The following is a 19,450-nucleotide window of genomic DNA, read 5'->3' as shown; positions in this document are numbered from 1 at the left end:
CCCCCTGCCCCCGGCTCGCCGGGGGCGCCCGGCCCCGCCCCCGGCGCGCAACCGGCGCCCGGGGGCGCGGCCTCGGCGCACGCGCTCCCGGCGCACCTCAGGTGATGTGCACGAAGGGCATCTGCACGTTCCGCCATCCATGACCCCAAAGGGGGCGAATCACCCTGGCGGCGGTCACCGCGCGTTGCCGTCGCGGCCTATGATCGGCCGAAGCGCCCTGTTCTCCACGCGGTCCCCGCGCGACAGCGCCCCACGGCGGTCGCCCCCAGTGGACCGACTCCGAGGACCGTGACAGAGCGCGGAGCCGGCCGCCGGACTCCCGGCCGGCCAGGCGGACACCATCGTCAAGCGTCAGCAGCGGACGGGAGCATGCCGTGCCGGGCCAGAACGAGGGGGCCGACGCACACCACCCAGGCGTGCGACACGAGGAATCGTCACATCACCGCCACCTCACCGCGCCGGTCCTCGATCCGGCCGACTCCATCACCTCGATGGCGGTCGCCACTTCGGCCACTTCGGCTTTTTCGGATCCTTCGGGCTCTTCGGCTTCCTCAGCCGCCCCGGCTGTCCCGGCCACCGCGTGCGGAACGCTGGAGGACCCCGGGCTGCTGCTCTGCCCCTCCTGCTCGGCCCCGTTGACCGACGGCGCCCACCTCGCCACCCCCGACGCCTCGGGCCGGGAGGACGGCGGCGACCGGCTGCTGGCGGCGCTGCGGGCCAGCGAGTCCCGCTTCCGGGCCGCCTTCTGCGACGCCGTCATCGGCATGGCGCTGATCGACCCCGAAGACCGGATCATCGAGGTCAATCCGGCCTTCGCCGCGCTGATCGGACGGAGCGTCGGCGAACTGGTCCGCACCCACCTCCACGAGATCATCGACCCGGAGGGCATGCCGCACCGGCTCTTCACCGAACTCGTCCACGGTGAGCGGGAACGGTTCCGCGTGGAGAAGCAGCTCAAGCACCGCGAGGGCCACACCGTCTGGAGCAAGGTGACCGTCTCGCTGATCCGGGACGGCGCCGGGCAGCCGCTCTACACCCTCGCGCTGGTGGAGGACATCACCGAGCAGCGCCGGCTCGGCGACCGCCTGGAGTACCAGGCCCTGCACGACCCGCTGACCCGGCTGCCCAACCGGACCTACTTCTTCGAACGGCTCGACGCGGCCTGCCTCCCGACCGCCGAGGACCCCGGAGGCGGCGGGGACTCCGGAAGCGGCCCCGGAACCGGCGGCCCCGCGGCGGCCATGGGCACCGACCGCTCCGGGGCCGCGGCGCGGCCCGAACGCCGGGTCGGCGTCTGCTACCTGGACCTCGACGGCTTCGCGGCGATCAACGAAACCCTCGGCCACCACATCGGCGACCAGCTGCTGATCGCCGTCGCCGCCCGCTTGCGGCGCGGGCTCTCCGGACGCGGCGCCCACCTGGTGGCCCGGATGGGCGGGGACGAGTTCGCCGTACTGGTCACCGACAGCAGGGGCAGCGAGCAACTGACCGCTCTCGCCGGGCGGATCCTGGAAGTGCTGGAACGCCCCTTCGACGTCGCCGGCCACCGGCTGGTCATCACCGCCAGCGTCGGCGTCGTCGAGCGGTCGGTGCACGAGACCACCCCCGCCGACCTGGTGAAGGACGCCGACGCCACGCTCTACTGGTCCAAGGCCGACGGCCGCGCCCGCTGGACCCTGTACGACCCGGCCCGCGGCGCCCACCAGCTCACCCGCCAGCTGCTCGCCACGGCGCTCCGGCCGGCCCTGGAGCGCGGCGAGTTCACCGTCGAGTACCAGCCGCTGGTCGGGCTGGCCGACGGCGCGGTGCACGGCGCCGAGGCCCTGGTCCGCTGGCGCCACCCCCGCTACGGGACGATCTCCCCGGACCGCTTCATCCCGCTCGCCGAGGAGACCGGCGCGATCGTGCCGCTCGGCACCTGGGTGCTGGAGGAGTCCTGCCGTCAGGCCAAGCAGTGGCTCACGGAGTTCCCCGACACCGAGACCTTCGTGAGCGTGAACCTGGCGGCGCGCCAGATCTGGGACTCCGACGTGGTGGCCGACGTCGCCCGGGTCCTCGAACGCACCGGACTGCCGGCCCGGCTGCTCCAGCTGGAGATCACCGAGAGCGCCCTGCTCGGCCCCGGCGGGCGCCCGCTGCAGGCCCTGCAGGCACTGGCCGACATGGGGGTGCGGATCGCCATCGACGACTTCGGCACCGGCTACTCCAACCTGGCCTACCTCTCCCGGCTGCCGGTGCACGTCCTGAAACTCGACGGCACCTTCATCGAGGGCTTCCGCGACCCGGCCCCGACCGACCGGCCGCCCAGGCCGGAGCTGAGCTCCCGCCGCAGTGACGCCGACGAGCAGATCGTCGGCGCGATGGTGCAGCTGGCCCACACCCTCGGCCTGACCGTCACCGCCGAGGGCATCGAGAGCGCCGCCCAGGCCGAGCGGCTCCGGCTGACGGGCTGTGACACCGCCCAGGGCTGGTACTTCGCCCGGCCCGGCGAGGCCGAGCGGGTCGCGGCCATACTGCGCGAGGGCCGCCCCGCCCCGCACGGCCGGTAGGGCGCGGGCGGGGCAGGGCGTTCGCCGTCGGAGCTGCTCTGCGCCGGGGTCGTACGGCTGCGGGCGGTGTCAGGCCGTCGTTGTCGGGCCGTCGTCGTCGGGTAGTCGCCGTCAGGCCGTCGCGGTCAGGCCGTACGCCTCGGCGATCAGGCCGTAGGAGCGGAGCCGGGCCTCGTGGCCGTGGATGTGCGAGGTGACCATCAGCTCGTTCACCCCGGTCCGCTTGCGCAGGGCCTCCAGGCCGTCCGCGACCTGCCCCGGGTCGCCGAGCACCACGTTGTCGAGCCAGCTGTCGATGAAGTCCTGCTCCACCGGGGTGTACGGGTACTCCTCGGCCTCCTCCGGGCTCGGGATCGGGCCGGGGTTGCCGCGACGGAGCCGGAGCATCCCGAGCGCCGCGGAGCGGGCTAGGCGGCGGGCGCCGGGCTCGTCGTCGGCGGCGACGGCGCTCACTCCGATCAGCGCGTACGGCTCGGCGAGCACGGCGGAGGGGCGGAAGGACGCCCGGTACAGGTCCAGGGCCGGGATGGTGTTGGCGCTGCTGAAGTGGTGGGCGAAGGCGAACGGCAGGCCGAGCCGGCCCGCGAGCTGGGCGCTGAAGCCGGAGGAGCCGAGCAACCAGACGGGCGGGCGGCCCTCGCCCTTGGGAACGGCGGTCAGTCGCGCGTACGGGTGGCCGGAGGGGAAGTCGCCGTCCAGGAAGTGGGTCAGTTCGGCGAGCTGCTGCGGGAAGTCGTCCGCGCCTTCGCCGAGGCCGCGGCGCAGCGCCCGGGCGGTGGCCTGGTCGGTGCCGGGGGCTCGGCCGAGTCCGAGGTCGATCCGGCCGGGGTGCAGGGCCTCCAGCAGGCCGAACTGCTCGGCGATGGCCAGGGGGGCGTGGTTGGGGAGCATCACCCCGCCCGAGCCGAGCCGCAGCGTGGTGGTGTTCGCACCGAGGTGGGCGAGCAGTACGGCCGGGGTCGAGCTGGCGACACCGGGCATGCCGTGGTGCTCGGCCACCCAGAAGCGGTGGTACCCCCACTGCTCGGCGCGGCGGGCCAGCTCGGTGGTGGCGGCGAGGGCCTCGGCGGGCGTGTAGCCGACGCCGACGGTGGCCAGGTCGAGGATGGAGAGCGGGGCGGGCGCCGTGCCGCGGGCGGTGCCCCGGATCGCCGCACCGGCCGGCGGCTCGGTTCCGTGCTCCTGCTGGTCCTCGGTGGTCATGCCGTCCGCCCTCCTGAGCTTTTCCTTGACCCGGCTGTTCTCCGGGCCGGCCGTCCTGGCGACCGCACGGGGCGCGGAGGGCCCGGCGGTCGTTCGCTGCCGACCGGGGTCAACCACCGCGCGGGGTCGGCTGTTCCCGCCGGCGCGACTCGATCCTGGTGGCGATCCGGGAGCGATTCGGGTGCGATGCGGGGTGCGATCCGCCCGTTGCGGCTGTGCCACGCCGGACCGCCGACCGACCGTTCGGATGACGGGGAGCCAGCGGACGGATACGGATGGCGACTTCATGCCAGGAACGGAAGTCGCCAGCCCCGGGGCTCGCGATCGGCGACCGGCGTCCGGCAGGCTGGAGATCAGGAGCGGCTCCCCAACGGGATCAGCCTTCCGACAGCAAGATCGTCGGGCTGGACCAGCGCCGAACGATCCCTGCGAGCCCTCGGCGCGGCACCCCGCCCCGGGGGCTCGTGCCGTTTCCGAGCCCTCCGCGGTCCCTCCTGCGGTCGACTCCTCCTCCAGCCGACCGCGCCCCGCGCCGCCCCGACCCACGCCCTCCCCGCCCGGCGCGACCGGCCGACGTGATCCTCGGCATACCGGGGTGCTTCATGGCATGAAAAGTCGAGACGCTAGCGTTGGCCACAAGCAGCCACCTGCTCCCCCGGGCGGCGTGGAGGGAGTAGGGCCTTGAACTTCGTGGCGGCGATCGGATCCTCGTGGATCTGCGCCCTGGCGCTGTTCGCCGTGCTCGGCGACGCCCTGCTCCCCTTCATTCCCAGCGGGACGCTGGTCATCCTGGCCGTGCTCAAGACCGAGCAGGTCGGCGGCGCCCCGGTGCTGCTCGGCCTGGGCGTGGCGGTGGCCTCCTTCCTCGGCGACCTCCTGCTGCTCCAGTTGGCCCGGCGCGGCGCGCCCGTCCTGCAACGCCGGCTGGCCCGGCGCCCGAAGCTGGCCGCCAGTGTGGCCCGGGTCCAGCAGTCCCTGATCGGCCGCCGGCGTGGAGCGGCGGCCGCGATGGTGGTGGTCGCCCGGTTCGTGCCTGCGGGGCGCACCATCCTGGACCTGGCCATCGGCCACTCCCCCAGCCATCCGCACCGCTTCCTGCACTGGTCGGCGCTGGCCGCGCTGGTCTGGGCCGCCTACATCGTGACCCTGGGCTGGCTGAACAGCCACTGGTTCAACACGGCTTGGCTGAGCCTGGCGGTCTCCTGCGCGGCGGCCACCGCCATCAGCACCGCGATCGCACGAATAGTGCGCCGGCACCGACGACTGGCAGCGCTCTGAGCGAGCCCGTCTCCGACGGGCGGCCGTCCCGACCGGGACGGACCGAGCTGGGCCGGGCCGGGCGCGCCGACCGGGCTGCGAAGCCCGTCGGTAGCACAATTCTCCGGTACGGGCGATGCGCCGTACCGGCCGCTGACGAACTCTCACCGGGCCGGGTGACGTCGGCCAGGGCGGCGGTACCGTACTTCCCTGGCGCCGCTCAGCGCGAAGCGTCACAGGACCGCAACAGACGACCGATATGCGCAGCCCAGCCGGACGCATCCGGCGTGTTGACTGTCGTCGGTAGCTCGGCGACCTTGGTGGCCGTCGCGGCGACATGGCATGCTAACGGCGGAATATCCATCAATTGCCCGATTTGACCGGTGTGGCCCACGGCCGCCCTCACCACCGGCGTCGGCACCCAGGGGAGACCATGACCAGCATCTCGCGCAGGACGGTGCTCAGTGCTACCGCTGCGACCGCGGCCCTCGGCGCGGTCGCGGCCTGTTCCAGCGGCGGATCCGGTTCGGGACAGAACTCCACCTCCTCATCGCCCGGCGGGGGCAACGGCGATGCCGTGACCGGCACCTCGGCCCCGGGCCAGCCGGCGGCGCCCAAGGGCACGCCGATCGGCGACGGCTCCAACATGGACACCGGCCCGCAGCCGAACCAGCCCAAGCCCGAGAAGCTCAAGCCGGGCGAGCGGCCGCCGCAGTTCGTGGTGTTCTCCTGGGACGGCGCGGGCGGCACCGACGACGGCCAGTTCCCCCGCTTCCTCAAGCTGGCGGAGCAGTACAAGGCCACGATGACCTTCTTCCTCTCCGGGATCTACGCCCTGCCCAAGGGCAAGGCCGATCTGTACCACCCGCCGAAGCACTCGGTCGGCGCCTCCGACATCCCGTACCTGTCGGACGGCGCGGTGAAGAGCACCCTCAAGCTCGTCAGCCAGGCCTGGCTGGCCGGGCACGAGATAGGCACCCACTTCAACGGGCACTTCTGCTCCAGCCGGCCGGACAAGAACGGGGTCAACATGTGGACCCCGGAGGACTGGCAGAGCGAGATAGACCAGGCGATATCCTTCGTCACCCAGTGGCGCACCAACACCGGCTTCACCGACGTCGACCCGCTCCCCTTCGACTACAAGAAGGAGCTCATCGGCGGCCGCACCCCCTGCCTCGAGGGCCAGAAGGCGCTGCTGCCGACCATCGCCAAGCTGGGCTGGAAGTACGACGCCAGCTCACCGGGCGGTCTGCAGATATGGCCGCAGAAGGTGCAGGACGGCAAGATCTGGGACTTCCCGCTGCAGTCGATCCCCTTCCCCGGACACACCTTCCAGGTCCTGTCGATGGACTACAACATCCTGGCCAACCAGTCCGGCGGCAGCACCAAGGGTGACCCGTCCAAGTACGACGAATGGCGCACCCAGGCCACCAACTCCTACCTGGCCGGCTTCGAGCGCGCCTACAACAGCAACCGCGCGCCGTTCTTCGTCGGCAACCACTTCGAGCAGTGGAACGGCGGCATCTACATGGACGCCGTCGAGGGGGCGCTCAAGGCCATCGCGGGCAAGCCCGAGGTCCGGCTGGTCTCCTTCCGGCAGCTGGTCGAGTGGCTGGAGGTGCAGGACCAGTCCACCCTGCGCAAGCTGCGCACGCTCAACGTCGGCCAGGCGCCGGCCGGGGGCTGGGAGAGCTTCCTGGGCTCGGCCGGCTGACGGCCGTCGCCGTCCGGGACCGGCCGGGCCGGTTACCCGGAGGCGGGGGAGTCCGCGAGCAGGCTGCGGACGATACGGCCGGCCCCCGCCGCGCCCCAGAGGATCGAGTAGTGGTTGGTGCCCGGGACGAGTGAGGCCGGGACCCTCTCCCGGTCCAAACCGGAGGACTCGACCCGCTCGTGGTCGTACAGGCCCTGCGGTTCGTCGAGCAGGCCGCGCTCCGCCCACAGCAGTTCGGCCGGGCACGGCAGCCGGTGCACGGCGCCGGCCGCCTCCTCGTCCAGCAGCACGTGGGTGCCGTCGGTCCGCACGGCTTCCAGCAGGCAGGAGGAGCGCAGTCCGGGCTCGGTGCCGACCAGGTCGCGCTGGGTGTAGGCGTCGATCCCCTCCGACCAGTCGTCACCGAAGGCCGGGTGGCGGCGCCAGAACTCCCGGTACGCGTCGCGGTCCGGGAAGGTCATCGACAGCCGGGCCAGCGCGGGCCCGAGCACGGCGGCCAGGGCGTCCTCCTCCCTTACGCCCGCCGGCAGCGGGAAGCTCACGGCGCCGTCCACCAGCAGCACCCGGCGGACGAGTTCGGGGTGCCGCACGGCGGTGAGGGCGGTGACCCAAGCCCCCATCGAGTGGCCGACGACCACGGCGGGCCCCGCGGAGAGGGCGGCGATCAGTGCGGCCACGTCGTCGGCGTGCCGGGCCAGCCCGTACGGCCCGGCGACCGCCCGGCTGGCGCCGCGGCCCCGCAGGTCCGGGGCGAGCAGGGTGACCCGTCCGGCGAGCCGGCGAGCGACCTCGTACCAGGCCAGGCCGTTGGCGGTGATGCCGTGCACCGCCACGACCGTCGGCGCCTGCGGACGGTCGGCGGGCCAGCGCAGGACGGCCAGGTCCCCGCCCGGCACGGGAACGGTCGACTCCTCGGGCTGTAGGGGCGAGTGGCTCACGCGGCGGTACCTCCGGTGGCGCGGGCGGTCCGGACGTCCGAGGGGGTGCGGACCGAGTGGGCGGTCGGGCGGCGGGATGCCGGAACCGTAGATGTGCCGGGGGCACCGGCGACATGTGTAGGCACGCTGCATCAGCCCGCCGCGTTGTGGCTCCGCCCGCCATATCCGCGGGCCGATGCCCCCGTTCCGGCATCCGGATGTGGCCGGCCGCCACGGTTCGGCGTCCACCCGTGGCGGCGGTCCCCATGGCTGCGACGGCCCGTGAGCGGTGACGGTGGAGGAGCGGCACCGTGCGGGAGCGGCTGCTCCCGGGGTTTCCCGCTCCCCGGCCACCCGCACCCCGTCACAGCCGCTTGCCCGTCCCACTCCTCACGAGGTGACCCCTTGGACAAGGTCCTGCGCTCCCCCGCCGACGCGGTCGGGGACATCCCCGACGGCGCGGTGCTGGCCGTCGGTGGTTTCGGCCTCTGCGGCATTCCGAGCACGCTGATCGGCGCCCTGGTGGACGCCGGCCCGACCGGGCTGCGGGTGGTGTCGAACAACTGCGGGGTGGACGACTGGGGGTTGGGCCTGCTGCTGCGGGCGGGCCGGATCGCCCGGATGACCTCCTCGTACGTCGGCGAGAACAAGGAGTTCGCCCGGCAGTACCTCTCCGGGGAGCTGGAGGTCGAGCTCACCCCGCAGGGCACGCTGGCCGAGCGGCTGCGGGCCGGCGGCGCCGGGATCCCGGCGTTCTTCACCCCGGCCGGCGTGGGCACCCAGGTCGAGGAGGGCGGACTGCCCTGGCGGTACGCGGCCGACGGCTCGGTGGCGCTGGCCTCACCGCCCAAGGAGGTACGGGAGTTCCACGGCCGCCGGTATTTGCTGGAGGAGGCCATCACGGCGGACTTCGCACTGGTCCGGGCCGAGGTGGCGGACCGGCACGGCAACTGCGTGTTCCACGCGGCCGCCCGGAACTTCAATCCGCTCTGCGCGGCGGCCGGCCGGATCACCCTGGTGGAGGCCGACCGGATCGTCGAACCGGGCGCGCTGGCCCCGGACGCGGTGCACCTTCCCGGGGTGTACGTGGACCGCGTGGTGGCCGCCGATCCCGAGGACCGCCGCATCGAGCGCCGGACCGTCCGCCCCGCCCTCCAGGAGGCCTGAACCGATGCCCACGCCGCTCGACCCCCGCAACGCCCTGGCCGCCCGCGCCGCCCGGGAGCTGTGCGACGGGCAGTACGTGAATCTGGGCATCGGACTGCCCACCCTGATCCCCGACCACCTCCCGCCCGTTGTCCGGGTGGTGCTGCACTCCGAGAACGGCATCCTCGGCGTGGGCCCGTACCCGGTGGAGGGCGCCGAGCACGCCGACCTGATCAACGCGGGCAAGGAGACGGTGACCGTCGCGCCCGGGGCGTCGTACTTCGATTCCGCCGCCTCCTTCGGCATGGTCCGGGCCGGCCGCATCGACGTCTCGGTGCTCGGCGCCATGCAGGTGTCGGCCGCCGGGGACCTCGCGAACTGGATGATCCCCGGCAAGGTGGTCAAGGGCATGGGCGGTGCGATGGATCTGGTGCACGGCGCCCGCCGACTGATCGTCGTGATGGAGCACACCGCCCGGGACGGCTCGCCGAAGATCGTCCAGGAACTGTCGCTTCCCGCCACGGGCCGGGGAGTCGTGGATCGGATCGTCACCGACCTGGCGGTCGTCGACGTGACCCCGGAGGGGCTGCGCGTGGTGGAGACCGCCCCGGGCGTGACCTTCGCCCAGGTGCAGTCGGCCACCGGCGCCGTTCTGCTGCCGCCGGATTCCACGCCTTAGCACCGACGCCGGCCACCATGGCCGGAACCGTCGATTGTTCACGCTTGGGTGGCGGTCATTCCCCCGATCGGTTGCGATCTCCCGAACGCTCCGGGAGAGTTGAGCATGCCAAGGATCCCGCACCGCCGGAGGGGAAGCCGGACTGTGCACCGGGATCCCGCATTCGAAGCCGTCGCGCGGACCCACAACTCAACGGTCGCACACGCTCCTGGTGTCGGACCGCAGGTGCCGGGCGGCCCGGAGATCGTCGGATGGCCGGCGGTTCACCGGGCCGCGTTCCGTTCGGACGGCTTCGGGGCGAGGCGGGCAGGCCGAGCGAAGCAAGGCGCGACACTCCGGGGGGAGCATCCATGACCACGCCGTCCTCGCGACGAGGGGACGCCGGCACAGCCCGTCACGGGCGCGGCCGGAAGCAACGCCGCCGGGACGAAACCGCCTGGGGCGCCGGTCTTTTCAGCCGGATCGGTCGACGCGACGACGTCGGCGAAACCGGCGACACCAGCGCCATCGGCGAGGCCGCCCTGCTCGCCGTGCCGGTCCCCGAAGCGCCGTACGACTACGGCCACTTCAGCCGGCTCGCCGGCCCGGCGGTCGATCCGGGCGAGGACCGGGAGCTCGGCGGCGGCGTCTACCGTCCGGAGCCGGGCAGCACGCCGGAACCCGCGGGGGCGGACACCCCGTACCGCGTCCAGTACCGCAGCCTGTTACGCCACGAGCCGCACCGGCTCCGGGCCGCCCTGCTGCTGGTCGCGGCCCCGCTGGTGGAGGCGATCCTGCTGGTCTGGCTGCTGTTACCGGAGCACTGGCCGGAGCGGCCGGACGAGACCGACACGCTGGTGCTGCTCGGGGACAAGGTGATGATCGCGATCATCGCCGTGGTCGAGGTCTTCCGGCTGGTCAACGTCGTCTCCAACACCCACGCCACGCTGGTCGCCCGCGACCCGATACCGGTGACACCGGAGCCCGGCACCCGGGTCGCCTTCCTGACCACCTGCGTACCGGGCAAGGAGCCGCCGGAGATGGTCCGGGCCACACTGGTCGCGGCCCGCGCCGTGCGGCACGACGGCCCGTACGACGTCTGGCTGTTGGACGAGGGAAACGATCCTGCGATGCGCACCCTCTGCACCGATCTGGGCGTGCGCCACTTCAGCCGCTCCGGCCGACCGCACTGGAACCGCCCGAAGGGCCGGTTCCGCGCCCAGAGCAAGCACGGCAACTACAACGCCTGGCTCCAGGCGCACGGCGACGACTACGACTTCTGGGTGTCCGTCGACACCGACCACGTCCCGCTGCCCGACTTCTGCGAGCGCATGCTCGGCTACTTCCGCGACCCGGACGTGGCCTTCGTGGTCGGCCCCCAGGTGTACGGGAACTACCGGAGTTCGGGTTCGGCCGTCACCAAGTTCAGCGAGAGCCAGCAGTTCCTGTTCCACGCCCTCATCCAACGTGCCGGAAACCGTTACGGCGCACCGATGCTCGTCGGAACCAACAACGCCGTGAGGATCCGCGCACTCCAGTCGATCGGCGGCCTGTACGACTCCGTCACCGAGGACATGGCGACCGGTCTGGAGTTCCACCGGAGCCGGAACCCGCAGAGCGGCGAACGCTGGAAGTCGGTGTACACCCCGGACGTGCTCGCGGTGGGCGAAGGCCCGTCCTCCTGGACGGACTTCTTCTCCCAGCAACTGCGGTGGAGCCGGGGCAGCTACGAGACGCTGCTCACCCGGTTCTGGCGGGTGATGTGGCGGCTGTCGCCCGGCCGGCTGCTCAACTACGCGCTGATGGTGGGCTTCTACCCGATGGCGGCGCTCACCTGGCTGCTCGGCGGGGTGTCCAGCGTGCTGTACCTGGGCTTCGGCGCCTCCGGCGTCCACGTCTCCTCGGAGATCTGGATGATGCTCTACAGCGACGCCGCCGCGCTCCAACTCCTGCTCTACACCTGGAACCGCAAGCACAACGTGAGCCCGCACGAGCCGGCCGGCTCCTCCGGGGTCGCGGGCATGATGATGTCGGCACTGTGCGGTCCGATCTACGCGGCCTCGCTGCTCCAGGCGCTGGTGCGCCGCCGCAACCGCTTCGTGGTGACGCCCAAGGGCCGGGAGGCCAGCACCGACCGGCTCGGCACCTTCCGCTTCCACCTGTTCTGGACACTGGTGTTCGGCGGCGCCGTCGTCGCCTCCCACTACACCGGCTACGACCACGCCGCGATGCGGACCTGGGCCTGCATCGCCCTCGTCCTGACCGTGCTCCCCCTGCTGATCCTGGCGGGCGACGCCGTCCGCCGCCGCCGGACCAGGCCCACCGCCACGCTCACCGTGACCGGCGACCGGGGGGCGACCCCCGAGGTCGTCCTGGAGAAGCGCCGACCGCGCCACGCGCGCGGTTCCCGCACGCCCCCGGCGGCAGCTCCCGCGCAGACGACGGCGCTCGACAGCCCCACGCTCACACTCCGCCTCGCCGCAGCCGACCGGCCCGCAGCCGACCGGCCCGGGACCGACCGACCGGGAGCCGACCGACCTGGAGCCGCCCACGTCCGCGACGGCCACCCCGGGCGCGGCACTCCGATCCGCTGAGCCGGCCCGCCCGCCTCCCGAGGGGAGAACCACCGTGAAGATCCGCAACGCCGGCCGCACCAAGCGCCTGGCCCTCGGCAGTACCCTCGCGCTGACCGTCGCCGGGATGAACGCCCCGGCCGTCCTCGGCTTCGTCGGCGACCGGTACCACGACTACGTGATCAACCGGCCCGAGTACAAGGCGCGGTACGGCCACTGGCAGACGCTCACCCTGCCCGCCGAGTTCCGGGTCAACGCCGTCCACGCCACCCTGCTGCGCACCGGCAAGGTGCTGATCGTGGCCGGCTCCGGCAACGACGAGAAGCAGTTCGACGCGGGCACCTTCAAGAGCCTGCTGTGGGACCCGGCCAAGAACAGCTACAAACTGGTGCCCACCCCGGCCGACATGTTCTGCGGCGGCCACACCTCCCTCCCGGACGGCCGGGTGCTGGTGGCCGGTGGCACCCAGCGGTACGAGAAGCTGGCCGCCGCGGTGAAGAAGGCGGCCGGCGTGATGCGGGTGCGCAACGAGAGCCCGGAGCGCGACCGCACCTTCCCCCAGGGCACCGTCTTCGTCGCCCCGAACGGCCGCGAGTACGCCAGCACCGCCCCGGTGACCGTCCCCGCCGCGACGAAGACCGGCTCCGGCCGGCAGACCGTGGTCACCGCCGGCGAGCAGCACGTGTTCGTCGAGGCGGTGGGCGAGGGCCCGGCCTACGTGGCCGACTCGCCCGCCCAGTACCGGATCAAGGGCCTGACCGGCACCGACACCCACAACCTGTACGGGCAGAGCGAGAAGCTGACCCTGGACAAGCAGGAGTACCAGGGCATTCGCTCCGCCTTCGAGTTCAACCCGGACACCGAGCTCTACGAGCCGGTCACCGACATGGCGCACGCCCGTTGGTACCCGACGCTGACCGGGCTGGGCGACGGCAGGGTGGTCACGGTCTCCGGGCTGGACGACACGGGCCAGATCCTCGACGGCAAGGACAACGAGGTCTTCGACCCGAGGACCAAGACCTGGGCCAAGGCCCCCGACCACTACTTCCCCACCTATCCGTCGATCTTCCTGACGGCCTCCGGGAAGCTCTTCTACTCCGGCTCCAACGGCGGTTACGGCCCCGCCGAGCAGGGCCGTGAGCCCGGCGTGTGGGACCTGTCGAACAACAGCTTCCAGCCCGTCCCCGGCCTGCGCGACCCGGGCCTGACCGAGACCTCCTCCTCGGTGCTGCTGCCGCCCGCGCAGGCGCAGAAGGTCATGCTGCTCGGCGGCGGCGGGGTGGGCGAGTCCCCGCTGTCCACGGCCCGCACCGACATCGCCGACCTCTCGGCCGCCGCGCCGGCCTTCACACCGGGCCCGGACCTGCCGGCCGGCGGCACCCGCTACCTCAACAGCGTGATCCTTCCGGACGACACCGTGTTCACCACCGGCGGCTCCAGCGGCTACCGAGGCCGGGGCGACAGCGACCTGCTCAAGGCGCAGGTGTATCACCCGGACTCCAACAGCTTCAGCACCGCCGCCGAGCCTGCCGTCGGCCGTGACTACCACTCCGAGGCATTGCTGCTGCCGGACGGCCGGGTCGCCGTGCTGGGCTCCAATCCGCTCTTCGCGGACAAGGCGGAGACCCAGCCGGGCGGCTTCGAGCAGCGGATCGAGATCTACACCCCGCCGTACCTGTACCACGGCGACCGCCCGCAGGTGACGGCCGCGCCGGAGGCCGCGAAGCTCGGCGGCACCGTCAAGGTCGGCACCTCCCGACCGGAAGCGGTGACCACCGCCAAGCTGATCCGGCCGAGTTCGGTGACCCACGTGACCGACGTCGAGCAGCGCTCGGTGGCCCTGGACATCACCGGGCGCACCGCCGACGGGGTCTCGCTCGCCCTCCCGGGCAATCCCAACCTGCTGCCGCCCGGCTGGTACATGCTGTTCCTGACGGACGCCGCCGGCACGCCGTCAGTGGCCCGCTGGGTCCAGGTCACGACGTGAACGGACAGGTCACGGCGTGAACGGACCAGGCTGCCGGCCGGCGTCAGGCCGGCCCGGCCCGGGCGGCTCAGCGCGCCGACCGGGCCAGCCCCAGCGCGTACGGGAGCCAGAACTCGCCCGCCCGGGGCTCGCCGCGGCCGCACTCGCCATCGGACTCACCCGGGTTCTTGATCCACAGGTAGGCGTCGACGTTCGGCCGCCCGGTCTCAGTGGTCGGCGGCTCGCCGAGCGCCCGGCCGGGCGGGTTGCACCAGGAGTCGGAGCCCGAAGAGCCGTTGCCACTGCGGCTGGTGTCGATGACGAAGTGCTTGCCGCCGAGGGCGGCGGAGAGCCGGTCGCCGTACTCCGCGTTCCGGTCGGTGGAGTAGAAGTTGGCGACGTTCACCGCGAAGCCGTCGGCCGCGGCGATGCCCGACCTGCGCAGGGCGGCGGCCAGGTCGTCCGGGTCCTGGGCCCAGCCGGGGTTGCCCGCGTCCAGGTAGACCCGGACGTTGGGCTGTTTCTTCAACTCCCGGACGGCGAAGGCCAGCAGGCCGTACCGCTCGGCGGCGAGGTCGCCCTTGATCCCGCAGTTGTCCAGGGTGTGCGCGACGGCGTCCGGCTCCAGCACCACCCAGGCCCTGCGGTCCCCGAGGGCCTGGGCCACGCCGGTGATCCAGGAGCGGTACGCGGCCGCGTCGGGGGCGCCGCCGGCCGAGTACTGGCCGCAGTCGCGGTGCGGGATGTCGTAGGCGACGAAGACGGCCGTCCGGTCCGCCTCGGCCGCCCGGCGGCTGACCTGTTCGGCGATCTGCCGGGCGCCCTGTTCGCCCAGCCACTGCGAGGACGGCTGCCCGGCGATCCGCAGCAGGGTGTCGGCCTCCGCCGTGCGGCCCTGGCCGCGCAGGGCGGCGAGCTGCCGGGCGGCGTTGGTCTGGTCGGAGACGTAGAAGGTCTGGCCGGGGAGCTGCTCCAGGCCACCGGTCCCGCCCGCCGTACCGGGCGCAGCGGTGGTGGTCGTGGTGGCGGTGGCGGTGCCGGCAGTGCTGGGCGCGCCCGTCGCACCGCTGTGCGTGTCACCGCCCGGCCCGCCGCAGCCGGAGACCGCGAGCGTGAGCCCCGCCACCAGCGCGGCCCACCGCATCGCTCCCACCCGTCCCACCCCGCGCACGCACCGCCCTCCGAGCAGGCCCCGCACCGCACCGGCCCGGCGGCCGGTCTGCACCAGCTAAGCACACCCCGCCCCGACCGGCGCCCGACCGCGGAGAACGGCAAGTGGCCGCGGACGGACGGTAGTTCGAACCCGCCCACCCCGCGGCCACCCCGACCTCAGTGACGCCCCGGCCGGGCGTCAGCCCTGCTTCAGGTCCGGCACCCGCCAGTCGATCGGCTCGCCGCCGAAACCTTCGAGCGCCGCGTTGATCTGCGAGAACGGCCGGCTGCCGAAGAACAGCTTGGCGGACAGCGGCGAGGGGTGCGCGCCCTGCACCACCACGTGCTTCGAGGTGTCGATCAGCGGCAGCTTCTTCTTGGCGTAGTTGCCCCACAGCACGAAGACCACCGGCTCCTCACGCGCGCTCACCGCCTTGATCACCGCATCGGTGAACTTCTCCCAGCCCTTCCCCTTGTGCGAGTTGGCCTCGTGGGCGCGGACCGTGAGCACCGCGTTGAGCAGCAGCACGCCCTGCTCGGCCCAGTGCATCAGGTAGCCGTTGTCCGGAGTCGGGACGCCCAGGTCGGCGTGCAGCTCCTTGAAGATGTTGCGCAGCGAGGGCGGCGTCCTGGTGCCGGGCAGCACCGAGAAGCTCATGCCGTGCGCCTGGCCGTCGTCGTGGTACGGGTCCTGGCCGAGGACGAGCACCCGGACCTTGTCGTACGGAGTGGCCTCCAGCGCGGCGAACTCCTGACCGCTCGGCGGGAACACCTGGTGCTGCGCGCGCTCGGCCGCCACGAAGGCCGCCAGCTCCGCGAAGTACGGCTTCTCCGTCTCGGCGCCGAGCACCCCGCGCCAGGACTCCGGCAGTTCCAGCCCGCCACCCGCGTCGGCCTCGACCAGGCCCGCCTCGACCGTGTCCGTCACGACATCTACCTCCCACACCGCGGCTGCCGCGCCGCCTGCCCTCTTACACACCGAACGCTACACAGCCCCACCGACAACTCAGTCCAGCGGAGCGGCGTCCGGAGCACCGGCCGGAGAAACGGACGGGGCAGCAGCCTCGGCCCGCGCGACCCGAGCGTGCTCCACCGCGTTGAGCACCACCAGCAGCCCCGCCAGGGCCACCAGCACCGCCAGTGCCGGCAGCCGCACCACCGCGGGCAGCAGGCCCAGCACCACCACCGCCGCGGCGATCCGGGTGGCCGACACCTGACGGAACATCATCCAGCGGGTGTAGCCGAAGGTCAGCAGGTAGAGCGCGCACCCGCCGTACAGCAGCGCCACCGATCCGGCGCCGAGCGCCCGCCAGGGGTCCGTGACCGTCTCCTCGAAGCCGACCGCGACCCCGATCACCCCGGCGGCCAGCGCCAGGTGCCCGTACTGGAAGACCCGCCGCACGACGTCCCGCCGCGAGTCCGCCACCTCCACGGCGTGCCGCATCGCGTCCGCCGCGAACACGAAGTACTGCCACCACAGGCCCGCCGAGATGGTGAACGCCGCGGCGACCGCGGTGAGTTCGGCCGCGTCCAGCCGGGCCGCGGCCGCCGGGGCGCCGATCCCGACGATCGACTCGCCGAGCGCCACCAGCAGGAACAGCGCGAACCGCTCCGGCATGTGCGCCGGGTGGTACGCCACCTTCGCGAGCCGCTGCCGGAACACCAGCGGCGCGGCCAGGTCACAGAGCGCGGCCGCCGCCCACAGCGCGAGCCTCGGCCCGTCCGGCAGCAGTCCGCCGACCAGCAGCAGCGGCCCGCTGACCAGCACGCCCACCCCGTACGGGCCGCGCCAGACACCCGGGATGCGGACCAGCAGGAGCAGCAGCACCACCCGGGCCAGCCAGTACGCGGCGCCGAGCAGCAGGCCCCGCCGGCCGTACGCGCCGGGGATGGCGAGCGCCAGGAACAGCCCGGCCAGCCCGACCAGCAGGATGCCCACGCGGTCACGCGGGTTGTCCACGTCCCGGATGTTGGCCTGCACGGTGGTGCCGACCCAGCACCAGTACACCGGCACGAACACCACCAGGGCCCGGACCAGGCCGGTCGGGTCGTGCTGGTGGTGCAGCAGCCCGGAGACCTGGGTGATCGCGAAGACGAACACCAGGTCGAAGTAGAGCTCTGCCCAGGTGACCCGCTTCTCGCCCGGCCCCTGCGCTTCCCCCGGCGTACTCATCAGCGCCCTGCCTCCCGACCCCGCGCACCCGGACCCCGCCCAACGCAGCGGCCCCGCCCCGGCGCTCGGCCGGGACGGGGCTCGCGACGCACCGCAGAGGCTAGACCAGGTCGACGAGGTCCGCGATCGACTTGACCACCCGGGTCGGCCGGTACGGGAACCGCTCGATGTCGGCGGCGGAGGTCAGGCCGGTGAGCACCAGGATGGTCTCCATGCCGGCCTCCATGCCCGCGACGATGTCGGTGTCCATCCGGTCGCCGATCATCACGGCGGTCTCCGAGTGGGCTCCGGCGGTGTTCAGCGCCTCGCGCATCATCAGCGGGTTGGGCTTGCCGACGAAGTACGGGTCGACGCCGGTCGCCTTGGTGATCAGGGCCGCGACCGAGCCGGTGGCCGGCAGCACGCCCTCGGGGGAGGGGCCGGTCTCGTCCGGGTTGGTGCAGATGAACCGGGCGCCCTGGTTGATCAGGCGGATCGCCTTGGTGAGCGCCTCGAAGGAGTAGGTCCTGGTCTCGCCGAGGACCACGTAGTCGGGGTTGTTGTCGGTGAGGACGTAACCGGCCTGGTACAGCGCGGTGGTGAGGCCGGCCTCGCCGATCACGTAGGCGGTGCCGTTCGGGCGCTGCCCCGCCAGGAACTTCGCGGTGGCCAGGGCGGAGGTCCAGATGCACTCCTCCGGCACCTCCAGGCCCATCCCGGCCAGCCGGGCACTGAGGTCGCGCGGGGTGTAGATCGAGTTGTTGGTGAGTACCAGGAAGGGCTTGCCGGACTCCCGCAGCCTGCGCAGGAACTCCTCCGCCCCCGGGATCGGCGTGCCCTCGTGGATGAGGACCCCGTCCATGTCGGTCAGCCAGGACTCGATGGGCTTGCGGTCTGCCACGTGCGTGTCTCCCGAAGTGTTGCAACGTCTTGCGTCGTGCGAGGGCCCTGACGCGGCACAGCCTAATCCGCACGCCTGGCCGACGGCACTACGTCCCGCCCAGCGGGACGCGGTGGACGCCCGGCGGAAACCGGGAGCAACCGGGCGCCTCGTGATTGAGTGGGCGGCATGAATCCGCAGACCCCCCGCCCCGTGCCCGACCGGCCGCTGCGCGTCGGCCTGATCGGCTACGGCCTGGCCGGCTCCGCCTTCCACGCCCCGCTCATCGCCACCACGCCGGGGCTGCGGCTGGACGCCGTGGTCACCGCCAACCCGGACCGCCGCGAGCAGTTGCGGCGCGAGCACCCCGACGCCCGGGCCGTCGACACCCCCGAGCAGCTGTTCGCCGACCGGGAGGCGCTGGACCTGGTCGTCATCGCCTCCCCGAACCGCACCCACGCCCCGCTCGCCCGCACCGCCCTGGAGGCGGGCCTGGCCACGGTGGTGGACAAGCCGCTGGCCGCCACGGCCGCCCAGGCGCTGGAGCTGTGCCGGCTCGCCGAGGACCGGGGCGTCCTGCTCTCCGTCTTCCAGAACCGGCGCTGGGACGGCGACTTCCTCACCGCGAGCCGGCTGGTGCGCGACGGCGCGCTCGGCCGGGTGCACCGCTTCGAGTCCCGCTTCGAGCGCTTCCGCCCGAAGCCCAAGCCGGGCTGGCGCGAGCTGGCCGACCCGGCCGAGGTCGGCGGCACCCTCTACGACCTGGGCAGCCACCTGGTGGACCAGGCGCTGACGCTGTTCGGGCCGGTCGAGACGGTGTACGCGGAGATCGACGTGCGCCGCGACGGCGCGGCGGTGGACGACGACGCCTTCCTCGCGCTCACCCACGCCTCCGGCACCCGCTCGCACCTGTGGACCAGCGCGATCACCCCGCTGGTCGGCCCCCGGCTGCGGGTGCTCGGCGACACCGCCGGGTACGTCAAGCACGGCATGGACCCCCAGGAAGCCGACCTCCGGGCGGGCCTGCGCCCCGGCGGCACCCGCCCGTGGGGCGCCGACCGGCCCGAGCAGTACGGCACCCTGGGCAGTGACGAGTCCCCGATCCCGCTGCCCACCGATCCGGGCGACTACCCCGCCTTCTACGCCGGCATCGCCGCCGCCCTGGCCGCTCCCGGGACCCCGCCCCCGGTCGACCCGCGCGACGCGGTGGCCGCTCTCACCGTCCTGGAGGCCGCCCGCTCCTCGGCGGCCACGGGCACGGCGGTCCGGCTGAACTGACCGGT

General features: G+C 73.0%; 14 protein-coding genes. 8 read left to right on the top strand and 6 right to left on the bottom strand.

Features of this window, described 5'->3' with window-relative positions; all coding sequences use genetic code 11:
* Positions 1–416 precede the first annotated feature (416 nt).
* Positions 417–2,549, top strand: coding sequence for a putative bifunctional diguanylate cyclase/phosphodiesterase (locus ACZ4WV_RS08905; RefSeq protein WP_465744285.1), 2,133 nt, complete (start codon positions 417–419; stop codon positions 2,547–2,549).
* Positions 2,550–2,660: 111 nt separating this feature from the next.
* On the opposite strand, the gene ACZ4WV_RS08900 is transcribed toward ACZ4WV_RS08905, so the two are convergent.
* Positions 2,661–3,752 (bottom strand): LLM class flavin-dependent oxidoreductase, encoded by a 1,092-nt coding sequence (locus tag ACZ4WV_RS08900; RefSeq protein WP_465744283.1) that lies wholly within the window; start codon positions 3,750–3,752, stop codon positions 2,661–2,663.
* 681 nt (positions 3,753–4,433) lie between these two features.
* Here ACZ4WV_RS08900 and ACZ4WV_RS08895 point away from each other — a divergent pair.
* Positions 4,434–5,030, top strand: a complete 597-nt coding sequence (locus tag ACZ4WV_RS08895; protein ID WP_465744281.1) for a DedA family protein — start codon at positions 4,434–4,436, stop codon at positions 5,028–5,030.
* Positions 5,031–5,442: 412 nt separating this feature from the next.
* Positions 5,443–6,723 carry a polysaccharide deacetylase family protein gene (locus ACZ4WV_RS08890; RefSeq protein WP_465744279.1) on the top strand — a complete coding sequence of 427 codons (1,281 nt, stop codon included), beginning with the start codon at positions 5,443–5,445 and terminating at the stop codon, positions 6,721–6,723.
* Positions 6,724–6,755: 32 nt separating this feature from the next.
* Here the strand turns inward: ACZ4WV_RS08890 and ACZ4WV_RS08885 are convergent, their stop codons facing one another.
* Positions 6,756–7,661 carry an alpha/beta fold hydrolase gene (locus ACZ4WV_RS08885; protein WP_465744277.1) on the bottom strand — a complete coding sequence of 302 codons (906 nt, stop codon included), beginning with the start codon at positions 7,659–7,661 and terminating at the stop codon, positions 6,756–6,758.
* Positions 7,662–8,045: 384 nt separating this feature from the next.
* On the opposite strand from ACZ4WV_RS08885, the gene ACZ4WV_RS08880 reads away from it, so the two are divergent.
* The 4 genes from ACZ4WV_RS08880 to glxA all read left to right on the top strand — a co-directional run bounded on the left by ACZ4WV_RS08880 (position 8,046) and on the right by glxA (position 14,004).
* Positions 8,046–8,807 carry a CoA transferase subunit A gene (locus ACZ4WV_RS08880; protein WP_465744275.1) on the top strand — a complete coding sequence of 254 codons (762 nt, stop codon included), beginning with the start codon at positions 8,046–8,048 and terminating at the stop codon, positions 8,805–8,807.
* 4 nt (positions 8,808–8,811) lie between these two features.
* Positions 8,812–9,465 carry a 3-oxoacid CoA-transferase subunit B gene (locus tag ACZ4WV_RS08875; RefSeq protein ID WP_465744273.1) on the top strand — a complete coding sequence of 218 codons (654 nt, stop codon included), beginning with the start codon at positions 8,812–8,814 and terminating at the stop codon, positions 9,463–9,465.
* Positions 9,466–9,815: 350 nt separating this feature from the next.
* A complete protein-coding gene (locus ACZ4WV_RS08870) occupies positions 9,816–12,038 on the top strand; it encodes a glycosyltransferase family 2 protein (protein ID WP_465744271.1) in 2,223 nt (740 codons plus the stop codon).
* Between the two features lie 34 nt (positions 12,039–12,072).
* Positions 12,073–14,004, top strand: coding sequence for a radical copper oxidase GlxA (gene glxA / locus ACZ4WV_RS08865; RefSeq protein ID WP_465744269.1), 1,932 nt, complete (start codon positions 12,073–12,075; stop codon positions 14,002–14,004).
* Positions 14,005–14,071: 67 nt separating this feature from the next.
* Here glxA and ACZ4WV_RS08860 read toward each other — a convergent pair whose 3' ends face one another.
* The 4 genes from ACZ4WV_RS08860 to ACZ4WV_RS08845 form a co-directional block, all read right to left on the bottom strand.
* Entirely contained in the window at positions 14,072–15,127 is a 1,056-nt protein-coding gene (locus ACZ4WV_RS08860; protein WP_465744405.1) for a glycoside hydrolase family 6 protein, read from the bottom strand.
* 207 nt (positions 15,128–15,334) lie between these two features.
* Entirely contained in the window at positions 15,335–16,063 is a 729-nt protein-coding gene (locus tag ACZ4WV_RS08855) for a uracil-DNA glycosylase (RefSeq protein ID WP_465744267.1), read from the bottom strand.
* A gap of 78 nt (positions 16,064–16,141) precedes the next feature.
* Positions 16,142–17,308 (bottom strand): low temperature requirement protein A, encoded by a 1,167-nt coding sequence (locus ACZ4WV_RS08850; RefSeq protein ID WP_465744265.1) that lies wholly within the window; start codon positions 17,306–17,308, stop codon positions 16,142–16,144.
* Positions 17,309–17,408: 100 nt separating this feature from the next.
* On the bottom strand, positions 17,409–18,188 hold the full coding sequence (locus ACZ4WV_RS08845) for an HAD-IIA family hydrolase (protein ID WP_465744263.1): 780 nt from the start codon (positions 18,186–18,188) through the stop codon (positions 17,409–17,411).
* A 168-nt stretch (positions 18,189–18,356) separates the two neighbouring features.
* On the opposite strand from ACZ4WV_RS08845, the gene ACZ4WV_RS08840 reads away from it, so the two are divergent.
* Entirely contained in the window at positions 18,357–19,445 is a 1,089-nt protein-coding gene (locus ACZ4WV_RS08840; RefSeq protein WP_465744261.1) for a Gfo/Idh/MocA family oxidoreductase, read from the top strand.
* Positions 19,446–19,450: the final 5 nt, after the last annotated feature.

The sequence above is a fragment of the Kitasatospora sp. NPDC029312 genome (genome assembly GCF_055569215.1).
This window is presented reverse-complemented; position numbering and strand designations above follow the sequence as displayed.

Excerpts from the sequence above, each read along its gene's own strand:
- ACZ4WV_RS08890 (WP_465744279.1), top strand. The coding sequence starts at position 5,443 with ATGACCAGCATCTCGCGCAGGACGGTGCTCAGTGCTACCGCTGCGACC.
- ACZ4WV_RS08860 (WP_465744405.1), bottom strand. The coding sequence starts at position 15,127 with ATGCGGTGGGCCGCGCTGGTGGCGGGGCTCACGCTCGCGGTCTCCGGC.
- ACZ4WV_RS08875 (WP_465744273.1), top strand. The coding sequence starts at position 8,812 with ATGCCCACGCCGCTCGACCCCCGCAACGCCCTGGCCGCCCGCGCCGCC.
- ACZ4WV_RS08900 (WP_465744283.1), bottom strand. The coding sequence starts at position 3,752 with ATGACCACCGAGGACCAGCAGGAGCACGGAACCGAGCCGCCGGCCGGT.
- ACZ4WV_RS08840 (WP_465744261.1), top strand. The coding sequence starts at position 18,357 with ATGAATCCGCAGACCCCCCGCCCCGTGCCCGACCGGCCGCTGCGCGTC.
- ACZ4WV_RS08850 (WP_465744265.1), bottom strand. The coding sequence starts at position 17,308 with ATGAGTACGCCGGGGGAAGCGCAGGGGCCGGGCGAGAAGCGGGTCACC.
- ACZ4WV_RS08870 (WP_465744271.1), top strand. The coding sequence starts at position 9,816 with ATGACCACGCCGTCCTCGCGACGAGGGGACGCCGGCACAGCCCGTCAC.